The sequence below is a fragment of the Exiguobacterium sp. TNDT2 genome (genome assembly GCF_003331145.1).
In the GTDB taxonomy this organism is placed as follows: Bacteria; Bacillota; Bacilli; order Exiguobacteriales; family Exiguobacteriaceae; genus Exiguobacterium.
Genome location: NZ_QLVE01000011.1, coordinates 129,218 through 142,547 on the forward strand (window position 1 = coordinate 129,218; position 13,330 = coordinate 142,547).

General features: G+C 54.8%; 13 protein-coding genes. 3 read left to right on the top strand and 10 right to left on the bottom strand.

Features of this window, described 5'->3' with window-relative positions; all coding sequences use genetic code 11:
* Nucleotides 1–45 precede the first annotated feature (45 nt).
* Genes DPV68_RS08190 through DPV68_RS08205 form a run of 4 tightly spaced genes read right to left on the bottom strand, consistent with a single transcriptional unit; the run spans nucleotide 46 to nucleotide 5,876 of the window.
* Complete coding sequence (locus DPV68_RS08190) at nucleotides 46–933, bottom strand: alpha/beta hydrolase (protein ID WP_114166270.1); 888 nt, start codon at nucleotides 931–933, stop codon at nucleotides 46–48.
* Nucleotides 934–973: 40 nt separating this feature from the next.
* Nucleotides 974–1,756, bottom strand: coding sequence for an AAC(3) family N-acetyltransferase (locus DPV68_RS08195; RefSeq protein ID WP_114166271.1), 783 nt, complete (start codon nucleotides 1,754–1,756; stop codon nucleotides 974–976).
* Between the two features lie 5 nt (nucleotides 1,757–1,761).
* The gene (locus DPV68_RS08200) at nucleotides 1,762–4,773 is read right to left on the bottom strand and encodes an AAA family ATPase (protein WP_114166272.1); all 3,012 of its coding nucleotides are present in this window, start codon (nucleotides 4,771–4,773) and stop codon (nucleotides 1,762–1,764) included.
* On the bottom strand, nucleotides 4,770–5,876 hold the full coding sequence (locus DPV68_RS08205) for an exonuclease SbcCD subunit D (protein WP_114166273.1): 1,107 nt from the start codon (nucleotides 5,874–5,876) through the stop codon (nucleotides 4,770–4,772). Before DPV68_RS08205 ends, DPV68_RS08200 begins: the two co-directional genes overlap by 4 nt.
* Before the next feature lie 105 nt (nucleotides 5,877–5,981).
* Between DPV68_RS08205 and DPV68_RS08210 the strand changes: the two genes are divergently transcribed.
* Genes DPV68_RS08210 through DPV68_RS08220 form a run of 3 tightly spaced genes read left to right on the top strand, consistent with a single transcriptional unit; the run spans nucleotide 5,982 to nucleotide 8,864 of the window.
* Nucleotides 5,982–7,715: an ABC transporter ATP-binding protein gene (locus DPV68_RS08210; RefSeq protein WP_114166274.1), complete on the top strand. Its 1,734-nt coding sequence runs from the start codon at nucleotides 5,982–5,984 to the stop codon at nucleotides 7,713–7,715.
* The gene (locus DPV68_RS08215) at nucleotides 7,712–8,584 is read left to right on the top strand and encodes an NAD(P)-dependent oxidoreductase (protein ID WP_114166275.1); all 873 of its coding nucleotides are present in this window, start codon (nucleotides 7,712–7,714) and stop codon (nucleotides 8,582–8,584) included. The genes DPV68_RS08210 and DPV68_RS08215 overlap by 4 nt, the downstream gene beginning before the upstream one ends.
* Before the next feature lie 46 nt (nucleotides 8,585–8,630).
* Nucleotides 8,631–8,864, top strand: a complete 234-nt coding sequence (locus DPV68_RS08220) for a DUF2188 domain-containing protein (RefSeq protein ID WP_114166276.1) — start codon at nucleotides 8,631–8,633, stop codon at nucleotides 8,862–8,864.
* Between the two features lie 21 nt (nucleotides 8,865–8,885).
* On the opposite strand, the gene DPV68_RS08225 is transcribed toward DPV68_RS08220, so the two are convergent.
* The 6 genes from DPV68_RS08225 to DPV68_RS08250 form a co-directional block, all read right to left on the bottom strand.
* A complete protein-coding gene (locus DPV68_RS08225; protein WP_232819563.1) occupies nucleotides 8,886–9,536 on the bottom strand; it encodes a DUF975 family protein in 651 nt (216 codons plus the stop codon).
* 56 nt (nucleotides 9,537–9,592) lie between these two features.
* Nucleotides 9,593–10,255: a copper homeostasis protein CutC gene (locus tag DPV68_RS08230; protein ID WP_114166278.1), complete on the bottom strand. Its 663-nt coding sequence runs from the start codon at nucleotides 10,253–10,255 to the stop codon at nucleotides 9,593–9,595.
* 14 nt (nucleotides 10,256–10,269) lie between these two features.
* On the bottom strand, nucleotides 10,270–11,040 hold the full coding sequence (locus DPV68_RS08235) for a DeoR/GlpR family DNA-binding transcription regulator (RefSeq protein ID WP_114166279.1): 771 nt from the start codon (nucleotides 11,038–11,040) through the stop codon (nucleotides 10,270–10,272).
* A 244-nt stretch (nucleotides 11,041–11,284) separates the two neighbouring features.
* Nucleotides 11,285–11,899 carry a glycerol-3-phosphate 1-O-acyltransferase PlsY gene (gene plsY / locus DPV68_RS08240; protein WP_370447073.1) on the bottom strand — a complete coding sequence of 205 codons (615 nt, stop codon included), beginning with the start codon at nucleotides 11,897–11,899 and terminating at the stop codon, nucleotides 11,285–11,287.
* A gap of 11 nt (nucleotides 11,900–11,910) precedes the next feature.
* Nucleotides 11,911–12,816 carry a M15 family metallopeptidase gene (locus DPV68_RS08245; protein ID WP_114166280.1) on the bottom strand — a complete coding sequence of 302 codons (906 nt, stop codon included), beginning with the start codon at nucleotides 12,814–12,816 and terminating at the stop codon, nucleotides 11,911–11,913.
* Nucleotides 12,817–12,891: 75 nt separating this feature from the next.
* Entirely contained in the window at nucleotides 12,892–13,311 is a 420-nt protein-coding gene (locus DPV68_RS08250) for an acyl-CoA thioesterase (protein WP_114166281.1), read from the bottom strand.
* Nucleotides 13,312–13,330 lie beyond the last annotated feature (19 nt).

The following is a 13,330-nucleotide window of genomic DNA, read 5'->3' on the forward strand; positions in this document are numbered from 1 at the left end:
CATAATTAATCATAACAAAAAAGGAGCGCTTTATGCGCCCCTCACTTACAACACGCGCTCTAAAAACTCGAATACCGTCTGACGATATTCGGTCTGGAACGAGCGGTGCGACTGCACGTGCCCATCATTCTCGGTCACCCACAGTTCGACATCCTCTCCGGCCGCGGCCAATTGCTCGCTCTCACTCACTGGGATGGCATCATCGCCTTGACTATGAATCAACAACACCGGTGCCTCGATTTGAGCGATATCATCAATCGGTTTGACCAAATCGGCATCGAGTCCCGTGAACCACGGCGTCACCGTCATGATGACCGGTGTGAATGGGAAGTTCGGCAAATCGCTCCATATCGGGAGATTCGTCTCGAGATAGCCGCGGAGGTCACTAAACGGGCTATCGGCGATCACGGCCGAAACTTCGGTATCATCAGCCGTCGCGAGCGCCGTCGCAGCTCCCATCGAGACTCCATATAAGACGATCGGCCCGTCCGCGCGCTCTTTCGCGTAATTGATAGCGGCAGCAAGGTCAGCTTGTTCTTTCGCCCCGACCGTCACACGGTCCCCTTCTGAAATACCGGAGCCGCGAAAATCAAACGTTAAAAACTGATACCCCTGCTCATGGAACTCCGGAATCAATTCTTTGAGCGGCAAGTCGGACTGCTCCCGGTTTTTCCCGTAGCCATGTGCGAACACAATCGTCGCTCTCGGCGTCGGATGCGGAATCCACCACCCGTATAAATCATGCCCATCTTCGGCTTCAATCGTGACATTCTCGTATTTGACGCCTAACGTCTTCGGGGTATACATCAACGTCTCCCGTTCAGGTGACGTCAATTGATCCCCGATATGGACCGAGATGCCCACGACGGCAAGAAATGCGACAAGAACCAACACTCCGACGGCGATTCCCACATATTTGACCCAACGATTCATCGCAGTGCCCCTCTTCTAAGTATAGTTCGCATCAGCCGTCTCACCGAAGCCAGCTCCGTAAGGCGACGAGCGCATGTTGCACCGGCTCCCACGTGTCAGACGGGATGACGTAACACGTCGCCTCGTGAATCGTGAATGTCTTGACGTCCGTGCGCTTGACGATATTCTCGCCGATGGCGCCGAACGGGTCACTGTTGACGTCGGTATGCTCGAACGATTTCCACACCCGTTGACCGTTCTCCACTAACGCACATTCGAACGGCTTCACCGGCCCCTCAATCCCATATTCAGCATAATGCCATAACGTCGTCGCATCGAGCGGTGAGCCGAGATGTAAGATTTTCGCATCGCGCTCGATCATCCGTTCAATCGGCGACCCTGGTCCGAAGCCGACGTCGAGTGTATGGCCCGAGACGATTCTCTCGGCACCATTCCCCCACGCAGCGACCGACCACATCGGATGATCGCTCCGAAACACGTCCGGATACGTTCGGAACAGCTCCGGGACACGACCCATGCCTCGAGTCGCTGTTTTTGCAGGGTCATATGCTGGCATCTCATCACGGATGGTCTGCCACCATTCGACCGGGACCGGTGGGGCTTCCCATTCAGCGGGATTTGAATTATCCCCGCTCTGGGTCGCCATCATGATGAGCCCGTCCGGTCCAACCGCTTCTTGGAGCGCCTCGATGACCGTCTGGGGACCGCCGCACACCCAGCCGAGTTTTGAAAGTGACGTGTGGACGAACAGTGCGTCCCCTCGTCGAATGCCCGCCTCTTGCAGGTGGGTCAGTAACGTTGTTTTCGTTTCCATATGTTTCATAAGTCTCACTCCACGATGAGCTGGATCGTCGACCCGCTCCTTGATTTCTTGACTTCAATCCGGGCGTCGACCCGGTCTTTCAATTCTTGGACGTGGCTGATGACCCCGACGAGCCGTCCGCTCGATTGGAGCGACATGAGGAGCTCAATCGCTTGGTCAAGCGATTCGGCGTCGAGCGTCCCAAAGCCTTCATCGATCAGCATCGTCTCGAGGCTGACGCCACCACTCAGTTGTTGAACGACTTCGGCAAGTCCAAGGGCGAGCGAGAGCGAAGCCTTGAACCCTTCACCGCCTGATAAGTTTTGGACCCGGCGTGACTGACCGGTATAGGCGTCGAAGACTAGTAATTCGAGACCGGACTTGGCATTTCCTTTTGCCGTCTCGATTTTTCGCTCCAACTGGAACTGACCGCTCGTCATCCGAGCGAGATGGACGTTGGCCGCATGGAGAATTTGATCGAAGAACGCCGTCTGCACATACGTCTCGAACGTCAATTTTTGCGGATTCAAACCCCGCCCTGTGTCGGCGATCAATTTGACCGTCTCAAGATTCCGTTGATCTTCATCCGTCTTCTCCCGGAGCGCGTTCCATTCGGAGACGATATGGCGATGGCGTTTCAATTGGCCGTCCGCCGTCACGAACTGTTCGGACAACGCTTCGGTCGAACGGATTTCCTCGTGCAACCGTTCTTGGAGCTGTTCGAGATTTGGTCGCGGACGGTCCCCGATTTTCTCATTCAACGCTTTGACAGCGTGTTCGAGTCGGACACCTTCCTCAAGCTCGGTCGCTTGGCGTTCACGTAGCTCGGGCAGTTGCTCGACGCGTGCACGGTACTCCATGAACACGGATTCGGTCAACTCGACCTTCTCGAGAGCGGCCTCCAGTTCAGCCGTCGCTTCGGAAAGACGAGCATGTTCGAACTCGAGTTGTTCGCCAAGGAGACGGAGTCGCTCCGCTTCCCCCCACTTCAATCGATTCAATTCTTCAAGCCGACGTTCATACGTCTCCACGTTTCGTTCGATGTGAGCGAGTCGCGTCGCGAGCTGATTCCGCTCGGTCTGCAACATCTCTAACGTCGTCCCATCCGGTTGACGCATCGACTGAAGCTTCTCTTGCACGGCTTGTAGCTGTTCGAACAGCTTCTGTCGCTCATCGGCCTGCACACGCTTGGCCGTCTCGAGTTGTTTCAATTCGGTCGTGGTCGCGCGCAAAAGACGCTCCATCCGTTTTCGATCTTCGGCTTCTTGACGCAACTGCCGGACATGGTCGTCTTGGTGTTGCATCGCAACGTCAGCCGCACCATCGAGCTTCAATTCGAGTCGAGCGAGATCACGTTCACGGATCAGCTCATCGAGTTGGCGTTTGAGCGCCCGATAATCCGCCCGAGCTTCATGCAGGTCGGCCTCAATCCGTTTCAGTGTCTCGATGGCTGAGCGATGACCGGCTTGGTCGATGGATGTCCCCGTTCGCTCAACGTGTCCGTGGGTCAATGAACCGCAGACCGGACAAGGTTCCCCCGCTTCGAGATGATCGCGCAACGTGTCGGCCATGCGCGCATGCTCGGCCTCGACGAATTGCTCGACCCGTTCCGCCTGGGCGGTGAATTGCCGTTGTACGTCTTTCCCGTTGCGCTCACAAGCACTGAGTCGTTCCGTGACCTCTACCACTTTCGCCTCGAGGCGAGCCTGCTGCTGGAGCTGATTATACAGCCGTTCGGCCTCCACGAGTTGGTCTGGTGCCGGTGCATGTTCCAGCTTAGCCGCAAGTTCGCTTTCGGTCGCTTGGAGCTCCTTGAGACGCGCTTCTTCTGAGAACAGACCGAGCGGCTCCAACTGGCGTTTCAAGTCATCCCGACGTCTAGTGGCCCGGTGCCATTCATCGACATAGGGCAACATTTCGTCAATCGCATTGACGCGACTTGTGGCTTGGTTTGCCTCCTGGCGCATGGTCGTGATGGCTTCTGCTTCTGCCTTCAACGCCTCTAACTGTCTCGTGTAGCCTTCGTCTCGTTGACGGGATACATCACGTTCACGGGTCAACCGTTCGATATCGTGACGCACCGTTTCGGTACGTTGATAGAGCGGACTGACGCTCGCCACTTGTTCAAGTCGCAAGATGAGCGCCTGGCGCTGTTCACGCGCCTTTGCCGCTTGTTGGAATGCCTGGAGCGCGGCCGCGCGCACGTCCCGCTCTTCCATCAACTCGGCGAGCGCGGTCGCCTGATTCACGTCTTGGCGCAGCGCTTCAAGCCGTTTCTCACCAGTCCGGCGCTGTTCCTGTAGCGTGTCCCGCGCTGCCAAGAGTCGCTCCTCCCGGGCATCGAGCCACGTCACGATTTCAGGCAAGTTGCGAGTCGATACGTCTTCGACAGCCTCATCTTCGAGTTCTAACAGTTTTAAGCGCGTCGTCTCGATTGCCCATTCGACTCGTTTGCGGTACTTGCCGTAACGTTCAATCCAGTCTTCCTGGAAGGCACGGTACGCCTCCGTCTTGAAGATCGATTGGAGAATCTGTTGCTTTTTCGTCGAATCGGAATCGAGGAGCTGACGGAACTGGTTTTGTGGCAACAATAAGATTTGACTGAACTGCTCATAACTCAGCTGCAGCAACGATTCGATCGTCTGCTCGACGTCGTTCACTTTCGTAGCAAGCGGTTTCCATGCATCCTTCCATTCGTAGAGCACCGCTTCATGCGGAATCGGCGTCTTGTTTTTCGGATGCGGTTGTTGCGGCTGACGGACGATGCGGTACCGTTCATCACGAATCGTGAACGAGAAGTCGATTTCGGTCTTCCGTTCCGGGTCCGCATATTGGCTTCGGAAGTCGCTGGCGTTCCGGAGCGCCCCACTGGCCCGTCCGTACAGCGCGAACGTCATCGCGTCAAAAATCGTCGTCTTGCCGGCGCCGGTCCGGCCGCTGATGACGAACATCGAACGGCCCTCGAGTTGCTTAAAATCGATTTGTTCCGTCTCGGCGTAAGGACCGAAGGCGGTGATGGTCAATTGTTCCGGTCTCAAATCGACTCCTCCCCTTCTAAGAAACGTTGAACCGTCGCATCGGCTTCACGCCCGTGGACGGCTTTAAAGAAGTCCATATATACATCTTCGACTGATTGCCGCTCGAGCTTCTCACGTTCGAAGCGGGACGTCTCGTCTTGACGACGCAACAACTCAAGTTCGAGATGCAAGATGTTCGGATAGACAGTCCGAAGTTTGGCCATCGGGTCGAACAACGCACGGTCATCGGTCAAGACGATCTTCAGATAGTCGTCTACGGCTTCGCCTTGATAAAACGATGGGTCGAGTAACTCGTTCAATGTCCCGGTCAAGATGCGCAAGTCACGTCGCGCTTTTAGTGGGCGCCGTCGGCGTGTCCACGCCCCGTCCCACTCGATGACGTCGACCGATTTCACATGACTCGCTTCGGAGAACGAGTATTTCATGAGCGACCCGCTGTAGGCGATGCGGTCGTCGCGGATGGCGTCACGGTTATGCAAATGTCCAAGCGCCGTATAGCCGAACGGGTCGTACAGCCCTTTCGCGACTTGCCCGGCCGTCCCGACGGACAGTTGCCGTTCGGAATCGGTCTCGAGTCCGCCGGCGACAAAACTGTGGCCGACGGCGACCGCTCGTGCGTCGATCGCCCCATACGAGTCGACGACTGCGGCGAGCGCGTCATGATGGGTCCGAATCGACTCGTCGCCGAACGCGTAACGGATACGCGCCGGCTCAAGGAACGGCATCAAATAGAACGGGATGTCGTTCACGACGATTGGTCCAGCACTCGAATCATATTTCCCGACGATATGGAGACCGACTTTCGTCAACAATTTGGAGCTGTATTGGAGCCTTTCGGCCGAATCGTGATTACCGGCGATGGCGAGCACCGGGATGCTTCGCTCAAGAACGAGTGCACGCCACATCTCATCGAGAAGATCGACGGCCTCGACGGGCGGCACGGCCCGGTCATATAAATCACCGGCGACGACGATGGCATCCGGTTTCTCCTCGTCGACGATGTGTAAGAATGACTCAAATAATATATGTTGTTGTTCTTCTGTCATGTGGCGGCCGTGGACAATCTTTCCTAAATGCCAATCGGCCGTATGGATCCATTTCATACGACTTCACCTCTGTTTCCATTCTAACATTATTCCGGTGTACGATTCGACGTCTTGACACTTGTTTTCGAAACAGCGAAAGTTAATAGGAAAGGGGGACAGATTATGGAGTCCACATCCACATGGCAAGCGTTTTTGCGCTTGTTCCGTGTCGCTCGACCACCGAAAGGTCTGTTTATCGGTGCCGTATTGATATCATTGCTTCAAGCGACGGCGTCACTCGCCATCCCGCTCATCTTGCAACGTGTCGTCGACAATTGGAGCGAGGCCGCGCTCGACGCCCGCCTCGTCACCATCTTCGTGATTGCGTTTCTGATTCAAGTCGTCTCGAGCGCGATTTCGATTTATTGGCTACATATCGTCGGACAACGAGTCGTCGCCAATTTGCGGACGACGTTATGGGAGCATCTCGTCGCACTCCCCATCCCGTTCTATGACGGCGTCAAATCGGGGGATCTCGTCTCACGGCTAAATAATGACACGACGACGTTGCAACAGCTCTTGTCCGAACAGAGCGTTCGTTTGTTGACGTCTTTCGTCTCGGTCATCGGCGCCGTCGGGATCTTGTTCACGCTCGATTGGCAGATGACGCTCGTGATCTTGTTCTCCGTGCCGACGACACTTCTCATCGTCATCCCGCTCGGGCGTAAACTTCGTAAAATCGCCAAGGCGACGCAACACGAGCTCGGTGACTTGTCCGGGTTCTTCGCAGAACTGCTCGGTGAGATTCGGCTCGTCAAATCACAGGCGACCGAGTCCGTCGAGGTAGCAGAAGGAAAACGGCGCATCGAGCGTCTATTTGGTCTTGGTGTGCGCGAGGGACGGATTCAAGCGATTTTGATTCCGCTCTTGAACGTTACGTTGACAGCGATGCTGATTGCCATTCTCGGCTTCGGGGCTTATCGGGTCTCGACCGGTGCCTTGTCGACCGGCTCGTTACTCGCATTCATGTTGTACCTATTCCAAATCATCACGCCACTCATCACGATGACGGAATTCATTACCCGGCTTCAAAAAGCACGCGGGGCGACCGAACGAATCTCGGAACTACTCGCCATCGAGCCAGAACCGTACACGGATGAGCCGTCGACGATTCAACAGTCGTCACTCTCATTTGAGAACTTGACGTTCCGTTATGGCGACCAACCTGTGATTGACGACGTATCCCTTACCGTCCCGTTCGGCGCCACGACGGCCATCGTCGGGCGCAGCGGTGCCGGCAAGACGACATTGTTCGCCCTCGTCGAGCAGTTCTACCTTCCGTCGAGCGGTCAAATTCGTTACGGGGACCGGGACATCTCGACGTATGGACGAAATGAATGGCGACAAGTCATCGGTTACGTCGCCCAAGATTCGCCCGTCCTATCCGGGACGGTGCGGCAAAACATCTTATACGGCTTGACTCGGACAGCGACCGAGGATGAGATTCGTCACGCCTGTGAAATGGCCAACGCCTGGTCGTTCATCGAGGCGATGTCGGAAGGCCTCGACACGGAAATCGGCGAGCGCGGCGTCCGCCTGTCAGGCGGACAGCGTCAACGGCTCGCCATCGCCCGGGCGCTGTTACGCGATCCCCAGATTTTATTGCTCGACGAGGCGACATCAAGTCTCGACTCGGAATCTGAGCGTGTCGTCCAAGAAGCACTCGACCGGCTTATGACAGGACGGACGACACTCGTCATCGCCCACCGGCTCTCGACCGTCCAACATGCCGATCAAATCGTCGTGCTCGAGGACGGCGGGATCAGCGGGCTCGGGACGCATCAAGAGTTGCTTCGAGACAACGCGCTCTATGAACGACTCGTGAAACAACAACTTTTAGGAGGCAATCAACTATGAAGACAATCGGATTTATCGGACTCGGTGTGATGGGTCAATCGATGGTCAGAAACTTAATGAGGGCGGGCTTCGACGTCCAAGCGTATACGCGGACAAAAGAGAAGGCGGCTGACTTATTGGCGGAAGGTGTCCGCTGGTGTGATTCGGTCGCAACCGTCTGTCAAAACGCAGATGCCGTCATCACCATCGTCGGCTACCCGTCTGACGTTGAGAGCCTTTACTTCGGGGACGGTATGATTTTGCAGTCGGCCGAGCCGGGAACGCTCGTCATCGATATGACGACGTCTTCGCCGACGCTGGCCGAACGCATCGCCGAGGCCGCGATTGACCGCAGTTTGCTCCCGCTCGACGCACCGGTCACAGGCGGTGACGTCGGTGCGAAAAACGGGACGTTGTCGATTCTCGTCGGCGGCGGCGAATACGCCTTCACGAAAGCGCGCCCACTGTTCGAGGCGATGGGCCAATCGATTGAGCGAATGGGCTATGCCGGGAGCGGTCAATACAGCAAACTCGCCAATCAAATCGCGATTGCCGGCATCATGATGGGCAACGCCGAAATGCTCGCCTTTGCGAAACAAGCTGGACTCAATCCCGATCAACTGCGCCATACGATCCGGGGCGGAGCCGCTGGTAGCTGGACGCTCGAGAACCTTGTTCCCCGCATGATTATCGAGGACTATGCTCCTGGTTTCTTCATCAAACATTTCTTGAAGGACATGAGACTCGCCCTCGAGAGCGCTGCCCAGTTGAATATCAAACTGCCGAGCCTCGAGTTGGCGCATAAACTGTACGCAATCCTCGAAGAGAACGGCTACGGGGAGAACGGGACGCAGGCGCTCATCGACTACTACATGCATCAGGACGTTTGAATCGGCTCAGTCGTGGAATTAGTAGTACAGAAGGGAGCGATGTAAGATGCCATGGAATATGAAAGACTATCCGGAATCATTGAAAAACTTCGACCCGCTCGTCAAAAAGAAAGCCATCGATATCGCCAACGCCTTGCTCGGCCAAGGCTACTCGGACCAAAAAGCGATTCCAATCGCGACGGAGCAGGCGAAGAAGTGGCATGAACATGCCTCAAAGGAAGAAAAAGATGAGTTCCGTGCCGCACCTGACCCACAAAAATCGGACCGTCACGGAACATAAAAAAACAACCGGTCGGCTCATTCAGCCGACCGGTTGTTCATTTGCTGCTGTTTCTGCCTTAATCTCGACATATAGTCCAGCGAGCGCCGTGTTGATATACGGTTGTACGAAAATATAAGCCAATCCGCCGGTGAATAAGACGAGGACATACCAACCGATGAAGCTCGCATACAATCGAAGCATCGTCCGCTTATAACCATGCATGAGGCGCCGACTTTCTCGCATCGCCTGAAACGCTGACAGTTCAGGTTGATCTCGTAGGACGAACGGGACAATCCGATACGTCAAGTAAAACCAGATTCCCGGTACAATCAAGAACAGCATGAGCACGTTCAAGCCGAAATAGAATATGGCATAGTACGAGATGGCACGCATATAATCTTTGAACGAGCCGAACGCCTCGAACAACAAACCAAACGACGGTTTCTTGGAATTGGCGATGTCGAGGAACACCCAGTTACGACCAAGTTCAAGTGGTGCGAGCAAGACCGTCGCACCGTATAACAAGCCAATCGAGACGAACAACACGCTCGGGTCGGTCGATTCCAAATCAAGCTGCGTCGTGATGACCGCTTGAACGAACATCGTCGCGACGACCGCAAGGAGCGAGATGCCCCAGTTCCCGGACAGCATCCGGAGCGCAAATTGTTTATAGACTGCTGATTGCATCATGTCACCTACTGTATCGTTTTTTTCATTATAGCAAAAAAACAGTCATCCGACTGTTTTTAGCGTGTCATCGTTTCCTTAATGGCGTTGAACTTCTGCTCATCTAGCTGTCCATCGGTCCTTACACCACGACCGATATGGACAAAGTCAATGCCTAATCGGTCGACGAGTTGGGACACGTTGTCCGCCGTGATCCCAGCGCCTGGAAGGATGTTCATTTCCGCGACGTCGTGCATCGCACTCAACCGCTCTAAGCCCTCTAATGCCGTCGCTTGACCGCCAGACGTCAGCACATGGTCCACTTCTGGGAAATCATTCAACACGGTGATGGCGTCTATCAAGTCGACCGCGTCGTCGATGGCCCGATGGAACGTCAATGCCATCTTTCCCTTGTGTTTAATCACTTCCCCGAGCAGCGCCTCGTCGATGCGACCGTCCGCCGTCAACGCACCGAAGACGATGCCATCGGCCCCGAGCTCACGGCACAGACCGACGTCCGCTAAAATCGTCTCCGCATCTTCCTCGTTATAGACGAATGAGTCGGCATGGGGGCGAATCATGACGTGGACGGGAATCGTCGCCTGTTCGAGCACGTTCCGTATCGTCCCAAAACTCGGCGTCGTCCCGCCGGCTCGCATATCAGCAATCAACTCGAGGCGATCCGCTCCGAATCGCTCAGCCGTTTTAGCTTCGGTCAACGTCGTGACAATCACTTCAATCATGAAATCCCTCCTCGTTATGGTGCGAAGCGCCACTCGACCTCACACTCCACCAAAGTACGCTTCCAATCCGCAGGTTCCGGAAAATCCGAGATGATTGTCGTCACTTTGGAAAAATCGGAGACCCGGTATCGTTTTTGTTGGTTGAACTGAGTATGGTCGGCGAGCAAATAGCACTGTCGACTTTGATCGAGGACCGCCTGGGTCACAGTCGACAGTCCATGGGCGTCACACGTCAATCCAAGCGTGGCATCGACGCCTTCGACGGATAGAATGGCCATATCGAACACGTACGCCTTCAGTTGTTGCAGGACGTGTTCGCCGACGGTGACGAGATGTTTCGGGTCGATCGTCCCGCCGAGCAATTGAATGTCACCAGTGAACACACCTTTGGCCCGTTGCTCGAAAAGTGCTTTCGCCACCATGAGCGACGGGGTAACGACCGTCAAGTTACGTCCGCGAAGTCTCGCGGCGACTTGCTCCGGGGCGACCCCGTGTCCGATATAGAGTAGCATGTCATCCTCGACGAGCTGGAACGCCGTATAGGCGATACGACGAATGCCGTCCATGTTCGAAATCATCATCGGTTGGAACGAGACGCTCTGATGGAGCACCGCCCCACCGTATACCCGTTTGATGCGATGCTCTTTCTCAAGCTCTTCTAAGTAGCGGCGAATCGACTCCCCCGAGACGTTCAACCGTTCAATCAACTCGCTCGTCTTCACTTTTCCTTCCCGTTCAATCCATTCTACAATCTTTTGTTTACGTTCTTCTCCTATTAAAGACACGTCCCTGCCTCCTCCGCAAATATCGCTTCCTTTTTCAGTGTAGCGAACGGATGTAAATTTAACGTAAACAGAAAGTAAAGAACGGGCAAATCCAACATTTTTTTCGAATTTTTCGTCAAAAATCAACACAAATCCACAAAAAGAAGTAGCCTAACGGTGACGCTTTTCTGTTTTGCCTTGAGCGGATCACATGAAAAATGACCGACCTGCTCCGATGCCATCAGAGAGCGTGCCGGCCATCTATTCATTTACGTTTTTGAAACAGCGGCACTTTCGGTTCCGTGCCTGCACGGATTCGTTGCCAGTTCGATCGGTGCTTGATGATGATGAACAAGGCGAGCGGGACGATTACGATGAGCGGTAGCCAATCTTTCGCAATGATACCATATGCGACGACGGTCACAAGTCCGACGACAGAGGCTGCCATTGACGATAACGACACCGTTTTAGAGACAAGAAGCGTCACGATGAACGTCCCGACGACGACGACGAAAAACCATGGGAACGCCGCGAGTAGAACGCCCGCGCTCGTCGCCACCGATTTCCCGCCTTTGAACTTGGCAAACACCGGATACGAGTGACCGATGATGGCCGGGATCCCGGCGAGAAGCAGGCTCATCTCGCTCCCGAAGAAGAGCGGTAAGAGGGATGCGACCAACCCTTTACCCATATCCCCGAGCAAAACGAGCGTGCCGGCTTTTTTACCGAGCACTCGAAACGTGTTCGTCGTGCCCAAGTTACCGCTCCCGTGCTCGCGGACGTCGACCTTATAGCCGAGCTTTCCGACGAGGAGAGCGAACGGAATCGAACCGAGTAAATAGCTGATTAAAATGATGATGATTTCTGTCATGTAAGGCATCACAATTCCCCTTAATCCATTAATTGCTCGAGATAGGACTCAAGCGGGACGTTCGCCTTGTGGACGGCCGTCGCATGCTCCACCCCGATATAGCGTAAGTGCCACGGTTCGAACATATACCCGGTTTCGGCTTCATACGCGCGTTGATAGCGGACGATGAAGCCATACGTATGGGCGTTGTCGGCCAACCACTTGCCTTCTTGTGTCTGTGCAAGACTTTGCGTCAATTGGTAGCCGACCGAGGCGCTTGAGACGTCGATGGCGAGGCCAGTCTGATGTTCAGAGTGTCCTGGCGGCGCGGAATATTTCATCGCCTGTTCTTTTCCATCCCGTGCGACATAGTTATTGAACAACTGGACTTGATAATCATAAGACCGGAATGCGCTCGTTCCTTTCAAATCGATTCCGGCTGCTTTCGCACCAGCCATCAGTGTCTCGATGGCCTGTGCCGCTTCTTGACGGAGCATTCTCCGTTCCCCGGACGCCGTGTCGACAAAATCGATGTTCGCGGTCACGAGATCGGGCGGTTGATAGCCCGCCGGCAAGGCGATTTGCTTGTTGACGAGGATGAGCGTATCAAGTTTTACGTTCGCGGTCCCGTTCTGTTCAAGCGCCTGGGTCGGTTCTTCTTCAGTCGGTGATTCCACAACAGGTGCTTCTTCGGCCTCAGGTTCATCTACTACCGGTGCATCCGTAGTAGGCTTGTCTTCTGCCGACGGCTCGGCTTCAGAGACCGGTGTTTCTTCAACAACTTCGTCTTCTGTATCCTTCGGCGCATCGGCCGGAGCTTCTGAATGTTGTTCGGTTTCAGCCGGTTTGCTTTTGGCTTCTTCCGGTTCGTTTTGGTTGCTCGTATTACAGCCCACCAACGTGAGCGTCAAAGCGCAGCACACCATCAACAGAGATGGTTTTCGCATGCGATCTTCCCCTTTCATTGTACAAAAAATACCGTCAAGATATGATACCATACTGACGGTACAAAAGAACCTCTGTTATAAGACGGGACTCATGACGCGCATATACATGTCATGCCACTCAGGAAACTCACGGTCGAGCCGGATCGGTTTGAAGTCGCCGCGTTTGACGACGACGTGGGTCGTCTTCGCCGAACCGACGAGATGGCCGTTTTGATCGGTCAACTCATAGCCATAGACCGTCCGGACCTTCGAATAACTGTCGACCCAAACCCTTACGTGGACTGTGTCTCCGTACGTCACGCTCTTCTTATAATCGACCGAGACGTTCGTCACCGGGGACACGAATCCCGCTTCCTCCATGTCTTTATATTCGACCCCGAGCTGGCGCAACAACTCGGTGCGCGCCAACTCAAGATACACTAAATAGTTTGCATGATAGACGATGCCCATCATGTCGGTCTCTTGATAGCGGACCGGAATCTGAATCGTATGCATTGAATCGTCCTCGCTTTCA

What these genes read in the sequence shown, in the direction of transcription:
- DPV68_RS08250 (WP_114166281.1), bottom strand. Translation starts at nt 13,311, where the DNA reads ATGCATACGATTCAGATTCCGGTCCGCTATCAAGAGACCGACATGATG.
- plsY (WP_370447073.1), bottom strand. Translation starts at nt 11,899, where the DNA reads ATGCCTTACATGACAGAAATCATCATCATTTTAATCAGCTATTTACTC.
- DPV68_RS08220 (WP_114166276.1), top strand. Translation starts at nt 8,631, where the DNA reads ATGCCATGGAATATGAAAGACTATCCGGAATCATTGAAAAACTTCGAC.
- DPV68_RS08245 (WP_114166280.1), bottom strand. Translation starts at nt 12,816, where the DNA reads ATGCGAAAACCATCTCTGTTGATGGTGTGCTGCGCTTTGACGCTCACG.
- DPV68_RS08205 (WP_114166273.1), bottom strand. Translation starts at nt 5,876, where the DNA reads ATGAAATGGATCCATACGGCCGATTGGCATTTAGGAAAGATTGTCCAC.
- DPV68_RS08210 (WP_114166274.1), top strand. Translation starts at nt 5,982, where the DNA reads ATGGAGTCCACATCCACATGGCAAGCGTTTTTGCGCTTGTTCCGTGTC.
- DPV68_RS08215 (WP_114166275.1), top strand. Translation starts at nt 7,712, where the DNA reads ATGAAGACAATCGGATTTATCGGACTCGGTGTGATGGGTCAATCGATG.
- DPV68_RS08230 (WP_114166278.1), bottom strand. Translation starts at nt 10,255, where the DNA reads ATGATTGAAGTGATTGTCACGACGTTGACCGAAGCTAAAACGGCTGAG.
- DPV68_RS08195 (WP_114166271.1), bottom strand. Translation starts at nt 1,756, where the DNA reads ATGAAACATATGGAAACGAAAACAACGTTACTGACCCACCTGCAAGAG.
- DPV68_RS08225 (WP_232819563.1), bottom strand. Translation starts at nt 9,536, where the DNA reads ATGATGCAATCAGCAGTCTATAAACAATTTGCGCTCCGGATGCTGTCC.
- DPV68_RS08190 (WP_114166270.1), bottom strand. Translation starts at nt 933, where the DNA reads ATGAATCGTTGGGTCAAATATGTGGGAATCGCCGTCGGAGTGTTGGTT.